The organism is Pseudomonas sp. AC193 (assembly GCF_979258075.1).
The window spans coordinates 1,548,922-1,572,068 of record NZ_OZ409832.1; the positions used below are offsets into that span (position 1 = coordinate 1,548,922).

The following is a 23,147-nucleotide window of genomic DNA, read 5'->3' on the forward strand; positions in this document are numbered from 1 at the left end:
TCATATCAGACCGCTACCAGCACGATGGCGCCGATAACCAGCACGGCACCAGCAGCCATCGAAGCAGCGTACCAACGCAGTTGACCGGTCTCGGTGCGGCTCAGGGCAGTGTGACCACCCTTGGCCATACGCGGGATCAGACCGATGGTCTGGTCGAGCGGGTCTTTGCGCAGTACGTGGCTGATCGCCAGGTAAGGCTTGACGAACAGTTTGTCGTAGATCCAGTCGAAGCCCCAGGCAGCGAACCACCAGGCCGAAAGGAAACGGCCGATGCCGCTGTTGGCGATCGCCGTGACGAAGCGACGCTTGCCGAGGAACAGCAGCGCTGCCAGCAGGATACCGGCGAGGGCGATGGCGCCCGACGCGATTTCCAGACTGTGCTTGGCTTCGCCACCGGCATGGCCAACGCTTTCTGGCAGTACGCCGTGCAGTGGCGGAACGATCATCGCGCCAATGGCGGTGGACAATACGATCAGCACCGACAATGGCAGCCAGTGAGCAATGCCGTGACCGGCGTGGGCTTCAGTCTTGGCTTCACCGTGGAACGTGATGAAGATCAGGCGGAAGGTGTACAGCGACGTCATGAACGCGCCGACCAGACCTGCGTAGAGCAGACCGTGGTTGCCGCTGGCGAACGCTTCCCAAAGGATTTCGTCCTTGGAGTAGAAGCCTGCGGTGACCAGTGGCAGGGCAGCCAGTGCCGCGCCGCCGACGATGAAGCTGGCGTAGGCCAGTGGCAGTTTTTTCCACAGACCGCCCATCTTGAAGATGTTCTGCTCGTGGTGGCAGGCAACGATCACCGCACCGGAAGCAAGGAACAGCAGGGCCTTGAAGAAGGCGTGGGTCATCAGGTGGAAAATCGCGCCATCCCATGCGCCAACGCCCAGCGCCAGGAACATGTAGCCGATCTGGCTCATGGTCGAATAGGCGAGGATACGTTTGATGTCGGTTTGTACCAGCGCGGCGAAACCTGCCAGAACCAGGGTCACACCACCAACGATCCCCACCAGGTGCAGGATTTCCGGCGCCAGGGTGAACAGGCCGTGAGTACGGGCGATCAGGTATACACCGGCAGTTACCATGGTTGCGGCGTGGATCAGTGCCGAAACCGGGGTCGGGCCGGCCATCGCGTCCGCGAGCCAGGTTTGCAGCGGCAGTTGTGCCGATTTACCGACTGCGCCACCCAGCAGCATCAGGGTCGCCAAAGTGATCCAGAAGTCGCCGACCTGGAATTTCTGCGGTGCCAGCACCAGCAGTTCCTGGATGTTCAGCGTGCCCACTTGCTGGAACAGGATGAACAGGCCGATGGCCATGAACACGTCGCCGATCCGGGTCACGATGAAGGCTTTGAGCGCGGCGTTACCGTTGTTGCGGTTGCTGTAGTAGAAACCGATCAACAGGTACGAGCACAGGCCCACGCCTTCCCAGCCGAAGTACAGGAACAACAGGTTATCGCCGAGTACCAGAAACAGCATGCTGGCGATAAACAGGTTGGTGTACGAGAAGAAGCGCGAGTAACCCGCTTCGCCACGCATGTACCAGGACGCGAACAGGTGGATCAGGAAACCGACGCCAACGACCACGCCGAGCATGGTGATCGACAGGCCGTCGACGTAGAGGGCGAAGTCAGGCTTGAAGCCTTCGACCGCCATCCACTTCCACAGCACCAGGGTGTAGTGACCGCCTTCGGGTGGTGCGACGTTGAATTGCCAGATGACGTAAGCGGCGACAATCGCCGACAAGCCGATGGAACCCACGCCGATCAGCGCCGAGAGGTTTTCCGACCAGCGTCCACGGGAGAACGACAGCAGCAGGAAACCGATCAGAGGGAATACGAAAGTCAGAAAGATCAGGTTCATCCGCGCATCTCACTGGCAGCGTCGATATCGAGCGTATGGAAGCGGCGATACAGTTGCAGCAGGATCGCCAGACCAATACTGGCCTCGGCAGCTGCAAGGCTGATCACCAGGATGAACATGATCTGTCCATCCGGCTGGCCCCAACGGGCGCCCGCGACAATGAACGCCAGTGCAGAGGCGTTCATCATCACTTCCAGACTCATCAACACGAACAAAATGTTGCGGCGAGACCATCAGGCCGACCAGACCAAGGCAGAACAGGATGCCGGCGACGGCCAATCCATGCTCGAGAGGGATAGCAGGCATGACTTACTCCTTCGCCTCGTTACGGCCCAAATGGAACGCCGTGACGGCTGCAGCGAGCAGCAGCATCGAGGCGAGTTCGACCACCAGCAGGTACGGGCCGAACAGGCTGATGCCCACGGCTTTCGCGTCTACGGTGGTGTGGCCGATGGCCTGACCGCTCTGGTGAGCGAACAGCACATACAGCAGTTCGGCCAGCAGCAGCCCGGCGAGAATCACCGGCCCTGCCCAGATACCGGGCTTGAGCCAGGCGCGTTCTTGCTGAACCGCGGCGGGGCCGAGGTTGAGCATCATCACCACGAACACGAACAGCACCATGATGGCGCCGGCGTAGGCGATCACTTCCAGCACGCCGGCGAACGGTGCGCCGAGTGCGAAGAAGGTCATGGCCACAGCGATCAACGAGATGATCAGGTAGAGCAGGGCGTGCACAGGGTTGGTGTTGGTGACCACACGTAGCGTGGCCACAACAGCGATACCCGATGCGAAATAGAAAGCGAATTCCATCGTTCTTCCTTAAGGCAGCAAGCTCTTCACGTTGATCGGTTCGGCTTCGTTCTGTGCGGAGCCTTTCGGCTTGCCAGCGATTGCCATACCTGCAACACGATAGAAGTTGTAATCAGGGTTTTTGCCGGGGCCGGAGATCAGAAGATCTTCTTTCTCGTACACCAGATCCTGACGTTTGAACTCGGCCATCTCGAAATCCGGTGTCAGCTGGATTGCGGTGGTCGGACAGGCTTCCTCGCAGAGACCGCAGAAAATGCAGCGCGAGAAGTTGATACGGAAGAAGTCCGGGTACCAGCGACCGTCTTCGGTTTCAGCTTTCTGCAGCGAGATGCAACCCACCGGGCAAGCCACGGCGCACAGGTTGCAGGCAACGCAACGCTCTTCGCCATCGGGGTCACGGGTCAGGACGATACGACCACGGTAGCGTGGTGGCAGGTAGACCGCTTCTTCCGGGTATTGCAGGGTGTCGCGCTTGCGAAAGCCATGGCCGAAGACCATGACCAGACTGCGCAACTGGGTACCAGTACCCTTAACGATGTCGCCAATATATTTGAACATGGGTCAAATCCTCACTGAACCGCGACTGCAGGCGTGTTCCACAACACGACCGCAGCGGTCACCAGCAAATTGATCAGGGTCAGTGGCAAGCAGAATTTCCAGCTGAAATCCATCACCTGGTCATAACGCGGACGCGGGATAGACGCGCGCAGCAGGATGAACAGCATGATGAAGAACGCGGTCTTCAGTGCGAACCAGAGGAAGGACAGTTGCGGCAAGATGCCGAACGAACTGTGCCAGCCACCGAAGAACAGGGTGACCAGCAGCGCCGAGATCAAGATGATGCCGATGTATTCACCAACGAAGAACATGCCCCATTTCATACCGGCGTATTCAATGTGGTAACCGTCGGCCAGTTCCTGTTCCGCTTCCGGCTGGTCGAACGGGTGACGGTGAGTCACGGCGACGCCAGCGATGAAGAAGGTACAGAAACCGAAGAACTGCGGAATGATGAACCACAGGTTCTGCGCCTGGTATTCGACGATGTCGCGCATGTTGAACGAGCCGACCTGCACCACGATGCCCATCAGGGCCAGGCCCATGAACACTTCGTAGGACACGGTCTGCGCCGAAGCACGCAGGGCGCCGAGCAGGGCGAACTTGTTGTTACTCGACCAGCCGGCGAACAACACCGCGTAGACCGACAGACCGGCCATGGCGAAGAAGAACAGCAAGCCGATGTTCAGATCCGCGACGCCCCAGGTCGGGGTGATCGGGATGATCGCAAACGCGATCAGCAAGGCGGACATGGCCACCACCGGCGCCAAAGTGAAGATCACTTTGTCGGCAAACGGCGGCGTCCAGTCTTCCTTGAAGAACATCTTCAGCATGTCGGCGGCGATCTGGAACATACCAAACGGCCCAACGCGGTTCGGACCGTAGCGGTCCTGCCACCAGCCCAGCAGGCGACGTTCGACAAAGCTGAGCAACGCACCGGCGACCACCACGGCCAACAGAATGACGATGGCTTTGATGACCGTCAGGATCACATCGATCACTTCAGGGGTGAACCAGGTCATTGCGCTGCCTCCTGCAGACCGTCGACGGATACGCCGGCGAATGCCGGTGGAATGCCGGCGATGCCCGCTGGCAATGCCACCAGACCGGCGCCCAGTTCTTCATTGATGCGCAGCGGCAGACGCAGGGTCTGACCGGCCACGTTCAGGCTCAGCAATGCACCTTCGTTGACGCCCAGACGATCCGCTTCGGATTTCGCCAGTGCCACGTAAGGAGCCGGAATGCGCTCTTGAACCGGTGCGGCTTTCGAAGAGTTTTCTTCGCTGCCGAACAGGTGGAAGAACGGCACGGCTTGCCAGGTGCCCGCTGCCGGGTTGAAGGCACGCGGTGCTGCAGCGAACCAGTTCAGCGAATCGCCAGTGCTTTCGATCAGGCGGGTGCCCGGGTCGCCAGCACGGATGTGACCGCCGACTTCGTCCTGGAACTTGTTCCACGCTTGTGGCGAGTTCCAGCCCGGAGACCAGGCAAACGGAACCTGCTGACGCGGCTCAACCGAACCCGAGTAACCTTCCATGGAGAAGGCGAACGCGGTGTCTTTGTCTTGCGGGGTGCGTGGTTCGTGAACGCTGATGTCGGCGCGCATTGCGGTGCGACCGGAGTAACGCAGCGGCTCACGCGCCAGTTTCAGACCCTTGATACGGAACGCCGCCGACGGTGCTGCGTCGACGATACGCGCCAGTTGCGCGGTGCTCGAAGCAACGGCAGCGGTGACGTGGTCGAGTTGCGTCCAGTCGATCGGCTGGTTCAGCAGGGTCGCGCGCAGGGCGTGCAGCCAGCGCCAGCCTTCGTGAACCAGGATGCTTGCGTCGAGGTATTGCGGATCGAAAACCTGGAAGAAGCGCTGAGCACGACCTTCCTGGCTGACCAGCGTACCGTCGCCTTCAGCGAAGCTTGCGGCTGGCAGAACCAGGTGCGCGCGGTTGGTGGTCGCGGTCTTCTGATGATCAGCAACGATCACTACTTTCGCAGCGTTCAGTGCGGCATCGACCTTGTCATTGGCGGTGCGGGTGAACAGATCGTTTTCCAGCACAACGATCGCGTCAGCCTTGCCGTCGATGACGGCTTGCAGCGCCGCGTCGACCGATTCGCCACCGAGCATGGCCAGACCGAGGCTGTTGGCTTCCGGTACGATCAAGCTGATCGAGCCGTTCTTCTCGCGCAGTTTCAGTGCTTTGGCGATGTTTGCGGCGGCTTCGATCAAGGCTTTGGAGCCCAGCGAAGTACCGGCGATGATCAGCGGACGTTTGGCCGCGAGCAGGGCATCGGCGATGCGCTGAGCCAGTTCCAGTGCTTCGGCGTCCAGACCTTCAACGGCCGGGGCGCTGGCGTCCAGTGCGTGGGCAACGGCGAAACCGATGCGCGCCAGGTCGTCCGGAGCAGCGTGTACGCATTCTTCAGCGATGTCGTCGAGCTTGGTTTCCGCCAGGCTGGCGATGAACAGCGGGTTCAGCGCGTGCTGACCAATGTTCTTCACCGCAGCGTCGAGCCAAGGCTGAACGCGCATGGCTTCGGCCATGTCTTCAGCTTTGCCCTTGACCGATTGACGCAGCGACAGCGCCACGCGAGCGGCGGTCTGGGTCAGGTCTTCACCGAGGACGAAGATCGCATCGTGGTCTTCGATGTCGCGCATGTTCGGCACAGGCAGCGGGCTGTCGTTCAGCACCTGCAAGACCAGACGAATGCGTTCCAGTTCGGACGCTTCGATACCCGAGTAGAAGTGCTCGGCGCCAACCAGTTCGCGCAACGCGTAGTTGCTTTCGAGGCTGGCACGCGGCGAACCGATACCGACGATGTTGCGACCGCGCAGCAGGTCAGCGGCTTTATCCAGTGCAGCATCCAGACCGAGCTTGGTGCCGTCGGCCAGCAGCGGCTGACGTGGACGGTCGGTGCGGTTGACGTAGCCATAACCGAAACGGCCACGGTCGCACAGGAAGTATTGGTTCACCGAACCGTTGAAACGGTTTTCGATGCGACGCAGTTCACCGTAACGCTCGCCCGGGGAGATGTTGCAACCGCTCGAGCAGCCATGGCAGATGCTCGGCGAGAACTGCATGTCCCACTTACGGTTGTAGCGCTCGGAGTGAGTCTTGTCGGTGAACACACCGGTCGGGCAGACCTCGGTGAGGTTGCCGGAGAACTCGCTTTCGAGGGTGCCGTCTTCAACGCGACCGAAGTACACGTTGTCGTGGGCGCCGAACACACCGAGGTCGGTGCCGCCAGCGTAATCCTTATAGAAACGCACACAGCGGTAGCAAGCGATGCAGCGGTTCATTTCGTGGGAAATGAACGGGCCCAGTTGCTGGTTCTGGTGGGTGCGTTTGGTGAAGCGATAACGGCGCTCGTTGTGGCCGGTCATCACTGTCATGTCTTGCAGGTGGCAATGACCGCCTTCTTCGCACACAGGGCAGTCGTGCGGGTGGTTGGTCATCAGCCATTCAACAACACTGGCGCGGAACGCCTTGGATTCTTCATCTTCGATGGAGATCCAGGTGTTGTCGGTGGCCGGGGTCATGCAGGACATGACGATGCGACCACGGGTGTCGTTCTCGTCGGTGTACTGCTTGACCGCGCACTGGCGGCAAGCCCCGACGCTACCAAGCGCGGGGTGCCAGCAGAAATATGGAATGTCGAGGCCCAGCGACAGACATGCCTGTAACAGGTTGTCTGCCCCGTCGACTTCGAGCGCTTTGCCGTCTACGTGGATAGTGGCCATGGTTCAAAGGTCTTCGTTGGCCCGGTGTCAGCGGGCGTGGCTAATGGAATCTTGTTATCCGTGCGAATCAAACCAGCCTCGAAAGGCGTCATCGCAGGAGGTGAAAGGCCCAGGCCCTTCACCTTATTAAGCATTTACGCGCCGATTACGATCGGCCTTGCCAGAGGCGGGACGGCGGCGCTGACTGGCGCGATACCGGCTTCGAACTCTGGACGGAAGTATTTGATGGCACTGCCCAACGGTTCCACGGCACCCGGTGCGTGAGCACAGAAGGTCTTGCCCGGGCCGAGGAAGTTGACCAGACCCAGCAGGGTCTCGATGTCGCCTGGCTGACCGCGGCCTTCTTCGATGGCCATCAAGAGCTTCACGCTCCATGGCAAACCATCACGGCACGGGGTGCAGAAACCGCACGACTCGCGAGCGAAGAACTGTTCCATGTTGCGCAGCAAGGAGACCATATTGACGCTGTCATCCACCGCCATGGCCAGGCCGGTACCCATACGGGTGCCCACTTTGGCGATGCCGCCGGCGTACATCTGTGCGTCGAGGTGCTCAGGCAGAAGGAAACCGGTACCGGCCCCGCCTGGCTGCCAGGCCTTCAGTTTGAAACCGTCGCGCATGCCGCCGGCGTAGTCTTCGAACAACTCGCGACCGGTGACGCCGAATGGCAGTTCCCACAGGCCCGGGTTTTTGACTTTGCCGGAGAAGCCCATGAGCTTGGTGCCCATGTCTTCGCTGCCTTCGCGGGCCAACGATTTGTACCAGTCAACGCCGTCGGCAATGATCGCCGGCACGTTGCACAGGGTTTCGACGTTGTTCACGCAAGTCGGCTTGCCCCACACGCCGACGGCGGCAGGGAAGGGCGGCTTGGAGCGCGGGTTGGCGCGGCGGCCTTCGAGGGAGTTGATCAGTGCGGTTTCTTCACCGCAGATGTAACGCCCGGCACCGGTGTGGACGAACAGCTCGAAATCGAAGCCGCTGCCCAGAATGTTTTTACCCAGCAAGCCCGCAGCCTTGGCTTCTTCCACTGCACGATTCAAGTGCTTGGCGGCGGTGGTGTATTCGCCACGCAGGAAGATGTAGCCACGGTAGGTTTTCAGTGCGCGAGCACTGATCAGCATGCCTTCGATCAGCAGATGGGGCAGTTGCTCCATCAGCATGCGGTCTTTCCAGGTGTTCGGCTCCATTTCATCCGCATTGCACAGCAGGTAGCGGATGTTGATGGATTCGTCTTTGGGCATCAGGCCCCACTTCACGCCCGTGGGGAAGCCTGCACCGCCGCGACCTTTCAAACCTGCGTCTTTCACGGTCTGGACGATGGCGTCCTGATCCATGTCAGCGAAGGCTTTGCGCGCAGCGGCGTAACCGTTCTTGGCCTGGTACTCGTCGAGCCACACGGCTTCGCCGTCGTCACGCAGACGCCAGGTCAGCGGGTGAGTCTCGGCCGAACGCTGAATGCGGTTGGCAGGACCGAAAGATGTCAGGGTCATACGTAGCCCTCGAGCAGTTTGGCGACGCCAGCAGGCTGCACATCACCAAAGGTGTCGTCGTCGATCATCAGCGCCGGTGCCTTGTCGCAGTTGCCGAGGCAGCAGACCGGCAGCAGGGTGAAACGACCGTCGGTGGTGGTCTGACCCAGGCCGATGCCCAGATTGTTCTGGATTTCGCTGACCACCGACTCGTGGCCACCGATGTAGCAGACCATGCTGTCGCAGACGCGAATGATGTGACGGCCAACCGGCTGACGGAAAATCTGGCTATAGAACGTCGCCACACCTTCAACGTCGCTGGCCGGGATGCCGAGGATCTCGCCGATCGCGTACAAGGCGCCATCCGGCACCCAGCCGCGTTCCTTCTGAACGATCTTCAAGGCTTCGATCGACGCCGCGCGCGGGTCTTCGTAGTGATGCAGCTCGTGCTCGATGGCCGAGCGCTCGGTTTCACTGAGGGTGAAACGGTCTGTCTGGATAAGCGTGCTGTTCATGCTTAGCGGTCCACGTCGGCCATAACGAAGTCGATACTACCCAGGTACGCAATCAAGTCCGCGACCATGCTGCCTTTGATCACCGAAGGGATCTGTTGCAGATGCGGGAAGCTCGGAGTGCGGATCCGGGTACGGTAGCTCATGGTGCCGCCGTCGCTCGTCAGGTAATAACTGTTGATGCCCTTGGTCGCTTCGATCATCTGGAAGGATTCGTTGGCCGGCATCACCGGACCCACGAAACTTGCAGGAAGTGCGTGATCAAGGTTTCGATGTGCTGCAGCGTGCGCTCTTTCGGCGGCGGCGTGGTCAGCGGGTGATCCGCCTTGTACGGGCCTTCCGGCATGTTGCGCATGCACTGGTCGATGATCTTGATGCTCTGGCGCATCTCTTCAACGCGCACCATGCAGCGGTCGTAGGCATCGCCATTGGCAGCCAGCGGCACTTCGAATTCGAAGTTCTCGTAGCCGGAGTATGGACGCGCTTTACGCAGGTCAAAGTCGCAACCGGTCGAACGCAGGCCGGCACCGGTGACGCCCCATTCCAGGGCTTCTTTGGTGTTGTAGGCAGCGACGCCGATGGTACGGCCCTTGAGGATGCTGTTCTGCAGGGCAGCCTTGGTGTACTCGTCGAGGCGTTTTGGCAGCCATTCAACGAAGTCTTTCACCAGTTTTTCCCAGCCGCGCGGCAGGTCGTGGGCAACGCCACCGATGCGGTACCAGGCCGGGTGCAGACGGAAACCGGTAATGGCTTCAATCACCGTGTACGCCTTCTGGCGGTCGGTGAAAGTGAAGAACACCGGAGTCATGGCGCCGACGTCCTGGATGTAAGTCCCGAGGAACAGCAGGTGGCTGGTGATCCGGAAGAACTCGGCCATCATGATGCGGATGACGTCAACCTTCTCAGGCACCTTGATGCCGGCCAGCTTCTCGACCGAGAGCACGTACGGCAGGTTGTTCATCACGCCGCCGAGGTAATCGATACGGTCGGTGTACGGGATGAAACTGTGCCACGACTGACGCTCGGCCATCTTCTCGGCACCACGGTGGTGGTAACCGACATCCGGTACGCAGTCGACGATTTCTTCACCGTCCAGTTGCAGAATGATGCGGAACGCACCGTGCGCCGAAGGGTGGTTCGGACCGAGGTTGAGGAACATGTAGTCCTCGTTCGTCCCGGAACGCTTCATGCCCCAGTCTTCAGGACGGAAACGCGCGGCTTCTTCCTCAAGCTGTTGCTTGGCGAGGTTGAGGCTGAACGGATCGAATTCGGTCGCACGCGCCGGGAAGTCCTTGCGCAGCGGGTGACCTTCCCAGGTCGGCGGCATCATGATGCGCGACAGGTGCGGGTGGCCTTTGAAGTCGATGCCGAACATGTCCCAGACTTCACGCTCGTACCAGTTGGCGTTCGGCCAGATACCGGTAACGGTCGGCAAGCTGAGGTCGCTCTCGGACAAGGCGACCTTGATCATCACGTCACTGTTACGCTCCAGCGACATGAGGTGATAGAACACGGTGAACTCAGCGTCGCTCGGCAGCCCTTGACGCTTGGTGCGCAGACGCTCGTCCACGCCGTGCAGGTCATAGAGCATGACGTACGGCTTGGGCAGGTTACGCAGGAAGGTCAGGACTTCGACGAGTTTGGCGCGCGCCACCCACAGCACCGGCATGCCGGTGCGGGTCGACTGAGCGGTGAACGCTTCGGCGCCAAAACGGTTGTTCAATTCAACGACCACATCCTGGTCGTCTGCCTTATAAGGCGGGATGTACAGAGCGCTGCCTGTAGTCATGGTTATTTTTTCGCTTTCGGTCAACGTAAAGAATGAAGCCAGCTTCTCGTTTCTTTGTCAGAACAGATCTGGATCAGACTTCGTCAGGGCTGCGCAGGTTGGTGACTGCGATTCGCTGTTCGCGGCGCTGTTCCTTCTGCGAAGGCATGTCGGCGCGATAAACGCCTTGATCGCCAACGACCCAGGAAAGCGGACGACGCTCCTTGCCGATCGATTCCTGCAACAGCATCAAGCCTTGCAGAAATGCTTCCGGACGAGGAGGGCAGCCAGGTACGTAGACGTCCACGGGCAGGAACTTGTCCACCCCTTGAACCACAGAGTAGATGTCGTACATGCCACCGGAGTTAGCGCACGAACCCATGGAGATCACCCACTTCGGCTCGAGCATTTGCTCGTAGAGACGCTGGATGATCGGCGCCATCTTGATGAAGCAGGTACCGGCGATAACCATGAAGTCGGCCTGACGCGGCGATGCCCGGATAACCTCGGCGCCAAAGCGCGCGATGTCGTGGGGCGCCGTGAAGGCGGTGGTCATTTCCACGTAGCAGCACGACAAGCCGAAGTTGTACGGCCACAGGGAGTTCTTACGTCCCCAGTTGACCGCGCCACTCAGCACGTCTTCCAGCTTGCCCATGAAAATGTTTTTGTGGACTTGATCTTCTAACGGATCGGAAACGGTTTCCCGTTCGCCAATCGGATATTGCTCGTTAGGAGCATCGGGGTCGATCCTGGTGAGATTGTATTGCATTGCCAAAGCCTCATTGTTTCAGCTTCGCCTGCCGCTTGCGACGAGCTTCCGGAGCCCAGTCAAGGGCGCCCACTCGGAACAGGTAGACAAGACCTGCCAACAGAATTGCTATGAAAACGAGAGCTTCGACGAATCCGGTCCAGCCGCTTTCGCGGACGGACACAGACCATGCAAAGAGAAAGAGGGCTTCGATATCGAAGATCACGAAGAGCATCGCGACCAGATAGAATTTGGCTGAGAGCCGCAAGCGGGCGCCACCGGTAGGTAGCATGCCCGACTCGAACGGTTCGTTTTTGCTGCGGCCCCAGGCTTTTGACCCAAGGAGGCTGGAGACACCGAGCATGAAGGCACACAGGCCGACGACACCCAGAAGGAAAATGGCAAAGCCCCAGTTGTGGGCCATGAGTCCTGTCGCTTCGGGCATGCTGGTAATCCTTAACAGAGAGCAAAGGTCTCTGAGCTTGATAAAGAAATAAGGCAGTGACGATATGTCGCAGCAATCAATCGCGCTGATTTTATGGCTAAACACCCGGCAAGTAAAATTCCTATAGCGAAATTATTTATTGGAATAAGGACATAGCGTACCTCCAGGCCCCGCCAGCCCATGCGTTGCGGGCATTAGCCGGTTTTGCGGGAAATATGTTTTGTTTGAAATGTAACGAACATAGTTGCTGCTAAATGATAATCAATATTGTTTGGCGCGGTTTTGTAACTGTTTAACGGGTGAGGTATTGGGAAGTTGTCTTACTTGCACGTTACTGCAAGTAGCGACGGCGCCCGTTTTACACGATTTTTCCTACGCCGCTACCGCTCTGGATCAATGTTTTGTCCGAGCACCGCAGATCCCTGTGAGAGCGAGCCTGCTCGCGAAAGCGTCAGATCAGCCAACACATCTATTGCCTGACACACCGCCTTCGCGAGCAAGCCCGCTCCCACACTGATTTGTGGCGTTGACACGAACCTTGTAGGAGTGAGCCTGCTCGCGATAGCGGTGTGTCTGTACCGAAGATGTTGGCTGACTTTAAGCCATCGCGAGCAGGCTCACTCCTACATCAATTTGTGGTGTGACTGGGATTTTGTGTACTACCGAGAACCCTGTGGGAGCGAGCTTGCTCGCGAAAGCGCCATATCAGCCAACACATCTATTGCCTGACACACCGCCTTCGCGAGCAAGCCCGCTCCCACACTGATTTGTGGCGTGGACACGAACCTTGTAGGAGTGAGCCTGCTCGCGATAGCGGTGTGTCTGTACCGAAGATGTTGGCTGACTTTAAGCCATCGCGAGCAGGCTCACTCCTACATCAATTTGTGGTGTGACTGGGATTTTGTGTACTACCGAGAACCCTGTGGGAGCGAGCTTGCTCGTGAAAGCGCCAGATCACCCAACACATTTATTGCCTGACACACCGCCTTCGCGAGCAAGCTCAGTTCCTACAATGATTCGTGGTGTCCCCGAGGTTTTGTGTACTACCGAGAACCCCTGTGGGAGCGGGCTTGCTCGCGAAAGCGCCAGATCACCCAACACATCTATTGCCTGACACACCGCCTTCGCGAGCAAGCCCGCTCCCACACTGATTTGTGGCGTGGACACGAACCTTGTAGGAGTGAGCCTGCTCGCGATAGCGGTGTGTCTGTACCGAAGATGTTGGCTGACTTTAAGCCATCGCGAGCAGGCTCACTCCTACAATGATTTGTGGTGCGCCCGAGGTTTTGTGTACTACCGAGAACCCCTGTGGGAGCGAGCTTGCTCGCGAAAGCGCCAGATCACCCAACACATCTATTGCCTGACACACCGCCTTCGCGAGCAAGCCCGCTCCCACACTGATTTGTGGCGTGGACACGAACCTTGTAGGAGTGAGCCTGCTCGCGATAGCGGTGTGTCTGTGCCGAAGACGTTGGCTGATTTTAAGCCATCGCGAGCAGGCTCACTCCTACATTGATTTGTGGTGCGCCCGAGGTTTTGTGTACTACCGAGAACCCCTGTGGGAGCGGGCTTGCTCGCGAAAGCGCCAGATCAGTCGACACATCTATTGCCTGACACACCGCCTTCGCGAGCAAGCCCGCTCCCACACTGATTTGTGGCGTTGACACGAACCTTGTAGGAGTGAGCCTGCTCGCGATAGCGGTGTGTCTGTACCGAAGATGTTGGCTGACTTTAAGCCATCGCGAGCAGGCTCACTCCTTCAATGATTCGTGGTGTGCCTGGGGTTTTGTGTACTACCGAGAACCCCTGTGGGAGCGAGCTTGCTCGCGAAAGCGCCAGATCACCCAACACATTTATTGCCTGACACACCGCCTTCGCGAGCAAGCCCGCTCCCACACTGATTTGTGGCGTTGACACGAACCTTGTAGGAGTGAGCCTGCTCGCGATAGCGGTGTGTCTGTACCGAAGATGTTGGCTGACTTTAAGCCATCGCGAGCAGGCTCACTCCTACAATGATTTGTGGTGCGCCCGAGGTTTTGTGTACTACCGAGAACCCCTGTGGGAGCGAGCTTGCTCGCGAAAGCGCCAGATCAGTCGAAACATCTATTGCCTGACACACCGCCTTCGCGAGCAAGCTCAGTTCCTACAATGATTCGTGGTGTCCCCGAGGTTTTGTGTACTACCGAGAACCCCTGTGGGAGCGAGCCTGCTCGCGAAAGCGCCAGATCAATCACCACCAGCCCCGACGCCTTGCACGCCAGGCCAGTCCCCTCCAATCCTCTCAGCCAAACCGCCCAGCCAGCTTCGAAGCCGCGACCTCAAAAGCAGCCTTCATTTCCTCAACCACCTCATCATCATGCGCAAACGACAGATAAACCCGCCCATAAGGCGAAGGCATCACCAACACCCCAGCCTCGCGCAACGCCAAATGCAGCGCCTTACTAAACTCCGCATCGCCACATTCCAGCGCCTCGGCATAATTCGTCGGGGGCTGCGCCGAAGGCCAGATCCCGAACACATTGCCGTAGCCGCTGGTGCTCACCGTCATCCCGTGCGCCTTGAACGAGGCCTCCACCGAAACGCGCAGCGCCTCACCCCGCGCAATCAAACGCTGATAATCCGCGTCATCCAGTTGCGCCAAGGTGCTGATCACCGCCGCGCACGCCATCGGGTTGCCGCTGAACGTACCGCCACGCAACACGCGACCTTCCTCAAAACCCGCCAAAATATGCGGCTTGCCGACAATCGCCGACACCGGCACACCATTACCAATCGCCTTGCCAACACTGGCGATGTCCGGATCCAGCCCTGCCTGCAAACCCGCGAGCCCGGCGAACAAACGAAACCCCATCAACACTTCATCACAGATCACCAGCGCCCCATGCCGATGCGCGACTTCCTGCACATGCAGCAAATACCCCGGCGCTGGCATGATGCATCCCGCATTAGCGAGCATCGGCTCAAGAATCACCGCCGCAATGTCGGAATCCTCAGCAAACAGTCGCTCGACATCAGCAAAGTCATTGAAGCGCAGCAACGTAGTGCGCGGCGTAGAAGGTCGCTGACCGTCAGCAAAATTCGCCTCATTGGACGACACATTGCCAAAGCTGACGTCATCAAACCAGCCATCGAACCCCGCGGCCATTTTCGCGATACGCCCGCGCCCGGTATACGCGCGAGCCGCGCGGCAGGCGAGGTGCACCGCTTCACTGCCGGAGTTGGTGAAAATCACCTTGCTCAGCGCACCGGTATGCGCCGCCAGTGCCGAGGCCGCCGCGTGTTCACGGACATGCGCCCACGATGGCGCGGCAGAATCGGCCAACGCCGCCGCCACCTGTTCGTTGACGCGATTATTGGCGTGCCCCAACAGCACCGCGCCAAAGCCAAGCGCCGTGTCGATGTAGCGACGACCTTGATCGTCATACACATAGGCATCCTTGCCGTTGCGGATAAACAGGGTTTCGCCATTGAGTTTCGGAAGGATGCGCGCGGCGCTGGAGACATCGCCAATCAGGTTACGCATAGAAGCCTCTGTGCTTATTAATAGGTGAGCGTTCAGCCGCGCTCGGTGTTCCACGGACTCTGCGCGAGTTTCTGTTCAAGAAAGTCGCGGAACACGCGGATCCTGGGGCTGAGGTGCTTGCGATTGGTGTAGATCATGTAAATCGGTTCGAAGCTGTCCGGGCTGTAGCTCTGTAGCAGCGGGATCAAGCGGCCCTCGCGGATGTCGTGGCCGATATGAAACTCGGCCAAGCGCACAATGCCCGCGCCGCTGAGGGCCAGATCGCGCAGCAGATCACCCTGAGCGAAAGTCGCTTTGGGAATCACCGGGATGCTGGTCGGGTTGCCATCGATGAGGAAATCCCAGTCGTTCCACACGCTGTTGAAGCCGAAGCTGAAACAGGTGTGATCAAGCAACTGCTGCGGATGTTCGGGCGTTCCGTGGCGGGCGAGGTAGTCCGGGGAGGCGCAGATAATCCAGCGACTCTGGCCAATCTTGCGGGCGATGCGCGTGGAGTCCGGCAGCACGCCGCTGTGAATCGCTAGATCCAGCCCTTGATCGAACTGATCGGAAAATTGCGCGCCGATCTGGATATCAATCGTCAACCCGGGGTAGGCCGCCAAAAACTCCGGCAGCCACGGAATGATCTGGTGTTTGGCAAACGTCGACATCGTGTGAATCCGCAGCATGCCACTGACCCGCGTCGGAAACGCTTCGGCCAGCGAGTCGGCTTCGGCCATCGCGTTGATCACCGCGCGGGCGCTGACCAGATAGGCCGCGCCTTCTTCGGTCAGCGACAAACTGCGCGTGCCGCGTTGAAACAGGCGCACCTGCAAACGATCCTCCAGACGCGAAATCAGCTTGCTGATGGCCGACGGCGTCAGACCGTGGGCGCGAGAGGCCGCTGAAAAGTTACCGTGCTCCGTGGCCCAAAGAAACGCCAGCAGCTGCGAGTAGTTATCCAAGACTTGCCTCCCGTGTCGATCCGACGCCTGCCACGGCGTCGATCAGCGAATGAACTGTTCGATGTAATCGTCTGGCAGCCCGAGCTTTTTGTAATGCGCGCGAGCGGTTTCCAGTTTGGTGAAAACGTCTTCGTAACCGACCGCTACACCTTGTGGGTCAACGTAGGTGTAACCGCCCTGCACGTGGAACCAGGTGATCATCTCTTCGACATCTTCCGGCACGAACAGGGTGTGAGTCTCGCCCGGCGGCTCGAAGGCAAACGAACCTTCCTCGGCGACCCAGTCATGCTCCAGATAGTACCAGCGACCTTTAAGCACCATCGCGTGCACGCCGCCGGTATGACGATGACGCGAGAGCACGCCGCTTTTGCGCACGCGCAGCAAGTTGATGTAGTAGCCACCGGACACGCTGAGCAACACCGGTTTGAACGACACCGAATCGGTCACCGGCACCCACAGTTGATCGTCTTCCAGCCACTGGCCGAGGACGCCGGGGTGCACCATGTCGGGCGCCATGTACGGCACTTGCGGCAGTTGATACGGGATGGCCAGTTCGTCAGGTTTAGGCGCAATACTCATGAGGCGTTCCTTGTAAGTTTTGATAACCCCCGGCCGGTTGTTGGCCGGGGTTTCAAGCAGAGTAGGGTGGCGATCAGCTGTGAAAAAGCAGGTCGCCGGCACACTCGCTGTGACGCTCAGTCACAGCGGCGGGCGGTGTTCAGGCCAATACTTGCGGGGTGGCGGTTTCAACTGGCGCCATGGCGCTGCGTCGTGCCGACAATTCGGGCTGCGACTTCTGCAAATACGCGCCGATGATCACCAGCACCGCAGTCAGGCCAAGGGTCGAGAGCAGTTCCGCACGCTGACCGGGGAAAGCCGCCATGATCGCGAACACGCCGAGGATGAACACGATTGTGAGGATTGTCAGATACGGAAACATCCACATGCGCACTTCGAGTTTTCTGCCCTGCGCGACCAGTTTGCGGCGCATGCACAATTGCGTGACGGCGATCACCAGGTACATCAGCAAGGCCAATGCGCCGCTGGTGGCCAGCAGAAACTGGAACACTTGCTTGGGTAGCAGATAGTTGGCGGTCAGCGCCGTCAGCGCAGCAACCGATGTAAGCGCGACGGCCAACAGCGGCACGCCGTGACGGGTGGTGTGCGACACCGCGTTCGGCGCATCACCGCGACGTGCCAGCGAGTAGGCCATGCGCGAAGCGGTGTAGATCGCTGAATTGAGGCAACTGGTGACCGCCACCAGCACAACAATGCCCATGATCTGCGGCGCCCACGGAATGTTCATCGCGCTCAGCACAGCCTGGTAAGAACCCTGCGCCAGATCCGGCGCGTTCCACGGAATCAGGCACACCACCACAAACATCGAGCCGAGATAGAACAAGCCCAGACGCCAGACCACGGCACGAATGGCTTTCTTGATATTGGCTTTGGGATCCTTGGATTCAGCGGCGGCAATGGTCACCACTTCGCTGCCCTGGAAACTGAACATCGCTGTCAGCAGGCCGGCGACAATCGCCACATTACCGTTGGGAGCAAAACCGCCGTTGGCGTAGAGATTGGAAATCCCGCTGGTCGAGGAACCCGGCAAAATCCCGAAAATCGCCAGCACACCGAGAATGATGAAACCGACGATCGACACGACCTTAAACAGCGACAACCAATATTCCAGCGTACCGAACGAACCGACGCTGAGGCTGTTGCACAGGATCAATGCGAACGTGACGCCGAACGCCGCCACCCAATGCGAAATCCCCAGCCAGTCGCCCAGAATATTGCCGGCAACAATTGCTTCAATGGCAATCACCAACACGTAAAACCACCAGTACAACCAACCGATGGAAAACCCGGCCCAGCGACCAATCGCCTGATCGGCATAGGAAGAAAACGACCCGGTGTCCGGCCGCGCAGTCGCCATCTCGCCGAGCATCTGCATGACCAGCACCACAATGATCGCGGCGCAGACATACGACACCAGCACCGCAGGGCCAGCGGTGGCAATGGCATTACTCGAACCCACAAACAGACCGGCGCCAATCACGCCGCCGATCGAAATCATCGTGACCTGCCGTCCTTTCAAGCCATTCCCTAGCTCGTTGTTAGCCTTGTCTTTGTCATCACGCATCGGCTCGTACCTCGAATGAACGTCTTTATTATTGTCTGAAACGCCGCAACGACACGGCGATGGGCCGTACCCTAAGCGGATAGAGGGGAGGGTATTAGCCCTAAATGGTTCAAAGAGGGTGTGAACTGTCGTCACAGATGGGGAAGGTTTGGTGGGGGAGTGTCAAGGACGGGGGATGGCGGGCGGATGCTCTGCCGAATCCATAATCGACTGGATTTTTCAGGTCGAGGTATAGCGGCAGACACCTCGGTCGGCTCCCTCTCCCGGAGGGAGAGGGGACTGAGTGGGAGATGCTCACGAGATACGCCGACTTGAACGTGCTGCTTTGAATCCATAATCGACTGGATTTTTCAGGTCGATGTATAACGCCAGATACCTCGGTCGGCTCCCTCTACCTACGGGAGAGGGCTGGGGTGAGGGGAAAGGACGTTGATCCATTACAGACGTTTACTGAAGATTGCGCGGATGCTGTTGAGCAGATCTGCCTGCGCGATCAGCGATCAGCGGTCAGCTTGAAAAGCCCCTCACCCTAGCCCTCTCCCAGAGGGAGAGGGGACTGAATGGGGGATGCTGGAGGGATACGCCGACTTGAACGTGCCGCTTTGAATCCATAATCGACTGGATTTTTCAGGTCGATGTATAACGCCCAGACAACTCGGTCAGTCCCCAATAACTCTGGGAGAGGTTGGGGTGAGGGCAGCGGTTCAGGCACTCGGCACAACATTATCCAGCGCCTTGTTCACCGCCAATTCCCCCAGCATCACCACCTGCGCAATCCCCAGCAACGTATTGCGATTCGGCCCTTCCAGCATCCCGGCAAAATCACCCAGCATCACCGTGGCCGAGGCCAGTGATTCGCAAGCATTGGCCAGCAAAGTTTCGGTGTCAGATTGCGGATTAACCATAAACAGCGTGCTGGGGCTGTACGGCGTGGCCATGATTTTCTCAGGCGCAAGATAATGATCGAGCGCGCGCTCAGCCGCTGCATGAAGCTTTTTCGAATTGAGTGATTCATAGGGTGACGCCGGGTCTGTGACCGGCGGATTGTTTGTGGTTTCGGACATCAACTGAAACTCCGATGGATAAATGACACCCTGTAGGAGCTGCCGAAGGCTGCGATCTTTTGATCTTGGTTTTACAAAAGCAGATCAAAAGATCGCAGCCTTCGGCAGCTCCTACAGGGGATTGTGGGGAGTTTGTTAGTGCGGCAGGCGTCGGCCGTCCAGGACTCGATTGACCATGAGTTCACTCAGCATGATTACCTGATGCAGCATCAACAGGGATCGGCGTTGTGAGTTGTCGACGGCTTCGCCAATTTCACGCGCCATGTCGTTGGCGGCGGCCAATGATTCGCAGGCTTCGACGAGTAATGTTTCTTCGTCTACGGCGGGGTCGATCAGGAAGATCTTGCTGGTCTTGCGGGAAGGGGTGGAGAGTTTCAGTGAATCGGGGTTGAGGTAGAAATTGATGGCCCGGTCTGTCGCCTCTTTTATCTTTTGAGGTTCGAGCGACGGGTCAAACGGGATCGGATCGGTTTCCGGTGGGTTGGGCGTGACTTTGAACATAGATGGAACTCCACTCAGCAAAATGAAGAGCCATCACTCTCGCTACCAAACGAGGGTGGCGGCCAGGCGCGGGTTGGTAGACCGGTCTAAGCGGAGTAAAACCCCGGCGCTCCCGAAGAAGCCCCACGCATGGCCGCCATAAAAGCCGAGTCCCCAAAAAAGGGACTGCAACAGGCGTCAACACACGCTTAGAAACGGGCTACCAAACCCGATCACTGTTTTTCAGTGACAGAGCAACGATATAACCCGACCCATAGCAGCGTATGCCGGCGGATTCTGAGGTGCGCGTAGGTAACGGCGCAAGGCGTTGTAGCCTTTATGGCGTAACGGTTTGTGTAATTTAAACGCGCATGCGGATTTGTGTTTAATCACCTCAGCAGACCGCCAAATCCCAGACAAAAAAACGCCCCGAACCAGTCGGGGCGTCAGTTTTGCGGCTCTGCGGTTAGCTTTCTATCCGATCCGCAGGGGCCGTTTGCTCAGGCGAAGCAGAATTAGTGGAACTGTTCTTCTTCAGTCGAACCGGTCAGTGCGGTTACCGAAGACGAGCCACCTTGAATCACGGTGGTCATGTCGTCGAAGTAGCCGGTGCCCACTTCCTGCTGGTGAGCCACGAAGGTGTAACCCTTGGCGGCGTCAGCGAATTCCTGCTCTTGCAGTTTCACGTAAGCAGTCATGTCGTTACGGGCGTAGTCGTGCGCCAGGTTGAACATGCTGTGCCACATGTTGTGAATGCCGGCCAGGGTGATGAACTGGTGCTTGTAACCCATGGCGGACAGTTCGCGCTGGAACTTGGCGATGGTCGCGTCGTCCAGGTTTTTCTTCCAGTTGAAGGAAGGCGAGCAGTTGTACGACAGCAGTTGGTCCGGGTATTCCTTTTTGATCGCTTCGGCGAAGCGACGAGCCTCGTCCAGATCCGGCTTGGCGGTTTCGCACCAGATCAGGTCGGCGTATGGCGCGTAAGCCAGACCGCGAGCGATGGCTTGATCCAGACCGGCACGTACCTTGTAGAAACCTTCCTGAGTGCGCTCGCCAGTCACGAACGGCTGGTCGTACGGGTCGCAATCGGAGGTCAGCAGGTCAGCGGCGTTCGCGTCGGTACGGGCCAGAATGATGGTCGGGGTACCGGCAACGTCAGCAGCCAGACGTGCAGCGGTCAGCTTCTGTACGGCTTCCTGAGTTGGAACCAGTACTTTACCGCCCATGTGACCGCATTTTTTCACGGAAGCCAGTTGGTCTTCGAAGTGAACGCCGGCGGCGCCTGCTTCGATCATGCTTTTCATCAGCTCGTAAGCGTTCAGCACGCCACCGAAACCGGCTTCAGCGTCAGCCACGATTGGTGCGAAGTAGTCGATGTAGCCTTCGTCGCCCGGGCCTTTGCCGGCTTTCCACTGGATCTGGTCAGCACGACGGAACGAGTTGTTGATGCGCTTGACCACGGTTGGAACCGAATCCACTGGGTACAGCGACTGATCCGGGTACATCGATTCGGCGGAGTTGTTGTCCGCAGCTACTTGCCAGCCCGACAGGTAGATCGCCTGGATACCGGCTTTGACTTGTTGCACAGCCTGGCCGCCGGTCAGGGCGCCCATGCAGTTGACGAAATCTTTCTCAGGACGGAAGGACGGCTTGGCGCCCTGGGTGACCAGGTTCCACAGCTTCTCGGCGCCCAGTTTTGCAAAAGTGTGCTCAGGTTGAACCGAGCCACGCAGGCGGACGACGTCAGCAGCGGAGTAAGCGCGTGTCACGCCTTTCCAGCGCGGGTTTTCAGCCCAGTCTTTTTCGAGGGCTGCAATTTGCTGTTCGCGTGTCAGTGCCATGGAGATAAACCTCGTCGCGTCTTTTATGAAAAGTTGTTCTGCGGTGGAAAATTCCTGCGCTCGCTGACCAGAAGCTTAGGGGGTCAAGTCGGATTCGGCGGGGTAGGCGACGGGATGAACGATGGGCTCGAGGGGAAGTGAGCAGGTAGTGGCGGACTGCGGGCGCATTCGGGCGTCGTGGGCCTCTATACGGTCTACAGCGTGGAGCCGGGTTACCTAATTACGCTTCCGTCCCTCGGGACAACTTCGTTCCAGTCGGCAACCTCGTCAAACACACCTTGTGGGCGGTACAGACACGAAGCGGTTCGCGGGGTAGGTGCGAACATCGCTTCGAAGGCCCTTGCCAGGGCCTCTGATTAGCGGGAGCGAGGCCATCATGCCTTTGCTTTTTTGCCTCGTCAAACGTTTTGTAGTGCTTTTTTTCAAGCACTACATCTTTCGTCTAATACGACTAATCAGTCAGTTTTTGGTGAGTTAGTCCAAGGTGTCGACTTTCACCCGCAAGGTCATGTCATCCCGGCCTTGAGTAGAGTAGCTGCGGGTCAGGCCCTGTTTGTCAGCCTGAGTCTGGCTGTTGACGCCGGCGAGGGTGATCCACTCACCGAGGCGGCCGGTGACGGTTGTGTCAGTGCTTTGCACGTTCACTACATCGGGACGTTCCTGGCTCATGCGGTCACGGTTGGTACTGATCGCCAGGTGAACGGTGTCGCCGGTGACGCTGGCGGTAACGTAGAACCCTTGAGTGACGTTGCGATACTGGGTCTGGCTGTTGTAATCGCCGTAGGAATTACTCTGGCTGCTGGTGATCGGCACGCTTTGGCCTACTTGAATCAGCGCCGGTGCGCCTTCACTGGCCTGTACTTGCTGGATGCCGCCGTTACGGCTGGTGGTGCTGCGGCTGATGATGCGGGTCTGGTTCGGCGGGGCGCCGTTGACTGAATAGCCTTCGTCGCCACGGCCATTGTTTTCGTTGGTGTCGACGGTGATCAGCAGGCGTTTGGGCGCGGTGTCGAGTTGTGACAGCAGATCCTTGAGTTCCTGAATCTTGCCCGGCTCGGCCTTGACGATGAGCTGGTTGCCGTAGGCGCTGACCTGGCCGTCCTGACCGATGAAGTCCTGCGCCACCGGCAGCATGTCGGCGCTGGTGTGGTACTTGAGGGGGACGATTTCTGTGGCTGCCATCACCGAAAAACTGCAACCGAGCAGCAGGGTGGTGAGCAGGGTGCGTAGGGACATGTCCGTTATCTCCGCTG

Annotated in this window: 17 protein-coding genes and 2 pseudogenes; all 19 read right to left on the minus strand. The window is 58.7% G+C overall.

The genetic code is table 11. The features are described 5' to 3' along the window. Window positions 1-5: 5 nt before the first annotated feature. The 19 genes and pseudogenes from nuoL to ACZZ0D_RS07230 all read right to left on the minus strand — a co-directional run bounded on the left by nuoL (window position 6) and on the right by ACZZ0D_RS07230 (window position 23,130). Complete coding sequence (gene nuoL, locus ACZZ0D_RS07140) at window positions 6-1,859, minus strand: NADH-quinone oxidoreductase subunit L (RefSeq protein ID WP_038362640.1); 1,854 nt, start codon at window positions 1,857-1,859, stop codon at window positions 6-8. Continuing rightward, window positions 1,856-2,165: pseudogene (gene nuoK / locus ACZZ0D_RS07145) on the minus strand (NADH-quinone oxidoreductase subunit NuoK). The gene nuoL and the pseudogene nuoK overlap by 4 nt, the downstream one beginning before the upstream one ends. 3 nt (window positions 2,166-2,168) lie before the next feature. After that, window positions 2,169-2,669 carry an NADH-quinone oxidoreductase subunit J gene (gene nuoJ / locus ACZZ0D_RS07150; RefSeq protein ID WP_008082850.1) on the minus strand — a complete coding sequence of 167 codons (501 nt, stop codon included), beginning with the start codon at window positions 2,667-2,669 and terminating at the stop codon, window positions 2,169-2,171. Between the two features lie 9 nt (window positions 2,670-2,678). Next, window positions 2,679-3,227, minus strand: a complete 549-nt coding sequence (nuoI, locus tag ACZZ0D_RS07155; protein ID WP_007920177.1) for an NADH-quinone oxidoreductase subunit NuoI — start codon at window positions 3,225-3,227, stop codon at window positions 2,679-2,681. Between the two features lie 11 nt (window positions 3,228-3,238). Next, entirely contained in the window at window positions 3,239-4,246 is a 1,008-nt protein-coding gene (gene nuoH / locus ACZZ0D_RS07160) for an NADH-quinone oxidoreductase subunit NuoH (protein ID WP_463552779.1), read from the minus strand. Beyond that, window positions 4,243-6,957 carry an NADH-quinone oxidoreductase subunit NuoG gene (gene nuoG / locus ACZZ0D_RS07165; protein ID WP_463552780.1) on the minus strand — a complete coding sequence of 905 codons (2,715 nt, stop codon included), beginning with the start codon at window positions 6,955-6,957 and terminating at the stop codon, window positions 4,243-4,245. Before nuoG ends, nuoH begins: the two co-directional genes overlap by 4 nt. Window positions 6,958-7,091: 134 nt before the next feature. Next, a complete protein-coding gene (gene nuoF, locus ACZZ0D_RS07170; protein WP_008082856.1) occupies window positions 7,092-8,447 on the minus strand; it encodes an NADH-quinone oxidoreductase subunit NuoF in 1,356 nt (451 codons plus the stop codon). Next, on the minus strand, window positions 8,444-8,941 hold the full coding sequence (gene nuoE / locus ACZZ0D_RS07175) for an NADH-quinone oxidoreductase subunit NuoE (protein WP_007920186.1): 498 nt from the start codon (window positions 8,939-8,941) through the stop codon (window positions 8,444-8,446). Before nuoE ends, nuoF begins: the two co-directional genes overlap by 4 nt. A gap of 2 nt (window positions 8,942-8,943) precedes the next feature. Continuing rightward, window positions 8,944-10,727 (minus strand): annotated as a pseudogene (gene nuoC / locus ACZZ0D_RS07180) (NADH-quinone oxidoreductase subunit C/D). Between the two features lie 73 nt (window positions 10,728-10,800). Further along, window positions 10,801-11,475 carry a NuoB/complex I 20 kDa subunit family protein gene (locus ACZZ0D_RS07185; protein ID WP_053121628.1) on the minus strand — a complete coding sequence of 225 codons (675 nt, stop codon included), beginning with the start codon at window positions 11,473-11,475 and terminating at the stop codon, window positions 10,801-10,803. Window positions 11,476-11,485: 10 nt separating this feature from the next. Next, window positions 11,486-11,899, minus strand: a complete 414-nt coding sequence (locus ACZZ0D_RS07190) for an NADH-quinone oxidoreductase subunit A (RefSeq protein WP_003223812.1) — start codon at window positions 11,897-11,899, stop codon at window positions 11,486-11,488. 2,281 nt (window positions 11,900-14,180) lie between these two features. Next, window positions 14,181-15,422: an aspartate aminotransferase family protein gene (locus ACZZ0D_RS07195; protein WP_463552781.1), complete on the minus strand. Its 1,242-nt coding sequence runs from the start codon at window positions 15,420-15,422 to the stop codon at window positions 14,181-14,183. Window positions 15,423-15,454: 32 nt separating this feature from the next. After that, complete coding sequence (locus tag ACZZ0D_RS07200; RefSeq protein ID WP_400755604.1) at window positions 15,455-16,366, minus strand: LysR family transcriptional regulator; 912 nt, start codon at window positions 16,364-16,366, stop codon at window positions 15,455-15,457. Window positions 16,367-16,408: 42 nt separating this feature from the next. Continuing rightward, window positions 16,409-16,945: a 2,4'-dihydroxyacetophenone dioxygenase family protein gene (locus ACZZ0D_RS07205; protein WP_053121625.1), complete on the minus strand. Its 537-nt coding sequence runs from the start codon at window positions 16,943-16,945 to the stop codon at window positions 16,409-16,411. Between the two features lie 139 nt (window positions 16,946-17,084). After that, on the minus strand, window positions 17,085-18,509 hold the full coding sequence (locus tag ACZZ0D_RS07210; RefSeq protein WP_463552782.1) for an amino acid permease: 1,425 nt from the start codon (window positions 18,507-18,509) through the stop codon (window positions 17,085-17,087). 704 nt (window positions 18,510-19,213) lie between these two features. Next, complete coding sequence (locus ACZZ0D_RS07215) at window positions 19,214-19,573, minus strand: DUF6124 family protein (protein WP_053121623.1); 360 nt, start codon at window positions 19,571-19,573, stop codon at window positions 19,214-19,216. A 135-nt stretch (window positions 19,574-19,708) separates the two neighbouring features. Continuing rightward, the gene (locus tag ACZZ0D_RS07220; protein WP_463552783.1) at window positions 19,709-20,074 is read right to left on the minus strand and encodes a DUF6124 family protein; all 366 of its coding nucleotides are present in this window, start codon (window positions 20,072-20,074) and stop codon (window positions 19,709-19,711) included. 494 nt (window positions 20,075-20,568) lie between these two features. Continuing rightward, window positions 20,569-21,894, minus strand: coding sequence for an isocitrate lyase (gene aceA / locus ACZZ0D_RS07225; protein WP_008032724.1), 1,326 nt, complete (start codon window positions 21,892-21,894; stop codon window positions 20,569-20,571). Window positions 21,895-22,368: 474 nt separating this feature from the next. Then, the gene (locus tag ACZZ0D_RS07230) at window positions 22,369-23,130 is read right to left on the minus strand and encodes a secretin N-terminal domain-containing protein (RefSeq protein WP_463552784.1); all 762 of its coding nucleotides are present in this window, start codon (window positions 23,128-23,130) and stop codon (window positions 22,369-22,371) included. Window positions 23,131-23,147 lie beyond the last annotated feature (17 nt).

Bases quoted from the DNA above. Each gene is read 5' to 3' on its own strand.
- ACZZ0D_RS07195 (WP_463552781.1), bottom strand. From the start codon at position 15,422: ATGCGTAACCTGATTGGCGATGTCTCCAGCGCCGCGCGCATCCTTCCG.
- nuoE (WP_007920186.1), bottom strand. From the start codon at position 8,941: ATGAACAGCACGCTTATCCAGACAGACCGTTTCACCCTCAGTGAAACC.
- ACZZ0D_RS07185 (WP_053121628.1), bottom strand. From the start codon at position 11,475: ATGCAATACAATCTCACCAGGATCGACCCCGATGCTCCTAACGAGCAA.
- nuoH (WP_463552779.1), bottom strand. From the start codon at position 4,246: ATGACCTGGTTCACCCCTGAAGTGATCGATGTGATCCTGACGGTCATC.
- ACZZ0D_RS07210 (WP_463552782.1), bottom strand. From the start codon at position 18,509: ATGCGTGATGACAAAGACAAGGCTAACAACGAGCTAGGGAATGGCTTG.
- ACZZ0D_RS07190 (WP_003223812.1), bottom strand. From the start codon at position 11,899: ATGCCCGAAGCGACAGGACTCATGGCCCACAACTGGGGCTTTGCCATT.
- ACZZ0D_RS07220 (WP_463552783.1), bottom strand. From the start codon at position 20,074: ATGTTCAAAGTCACGCCCAACCCACCGGAAACCGATCCGATCCCGTTT.
- nuoF (WP_008082856.1), bottom strand. From the start codon at position 8,447: ATGACCCTGACATCTTTCGGTCCTGCCAACCGCATTCAGCGTTCGGCC.
- nuoL (WP_038362640.1), bottom strand. From the start codon at position 1,859: ATGAACCTGATCTTTCTGACTTTCGTATTCCCTCTGATCGGTTTCCTG.
- ACZZ0D_RS07230 (WP_463552784.1), bottom strand. From the start codon at position 23,130: ATGTCCCTACGCACCCTGCTCACCACCCTGCTGCTCGGTTGCAGTTTT.
- ACZZ0D_RS07205 (WP_053121625.1), bottom strand. From the start codon at position 16,945: ATGAGTATTGCGCCTAAACCTGACGAACTGGCCATCCCGTATCAACTG.
- nuoI (WP_007920177.1), bottom strand. From the start codon at position 3,227: ATGTTCAAATATATTGGCGACATCGTTAAGGGTACTGGTACCCAGTTG.
- nuoG (WP_463552780.1), bottom strand. From the start codon at position 6,957: ATGGCCACTATCCACGTAGACGGCAAAGCGCTCGAAGTCGACGGGGCA.
- nuoJ (WP_008082850.1), bottom strand. From the start codon at position 2,669: ATGGAATTCGCTTTCTATTTCGCATCGGGTATCGCTGTTGTGGCCACG.
- aceA (WP_008032724.1), bottom strand. From the start codon at position 21,894: ATGGCACTGACACGCGAACAGCAAATTGCAGCCCTCGAAAAAGACTGG.
- ACZZ0D_RS07215 (WP_053121623.1), bottom strand. From the start codon at position 19,573: ATGTCCGAAACCACAAACAATCCGCCGGTCACAGACCCGGCGTCACCC.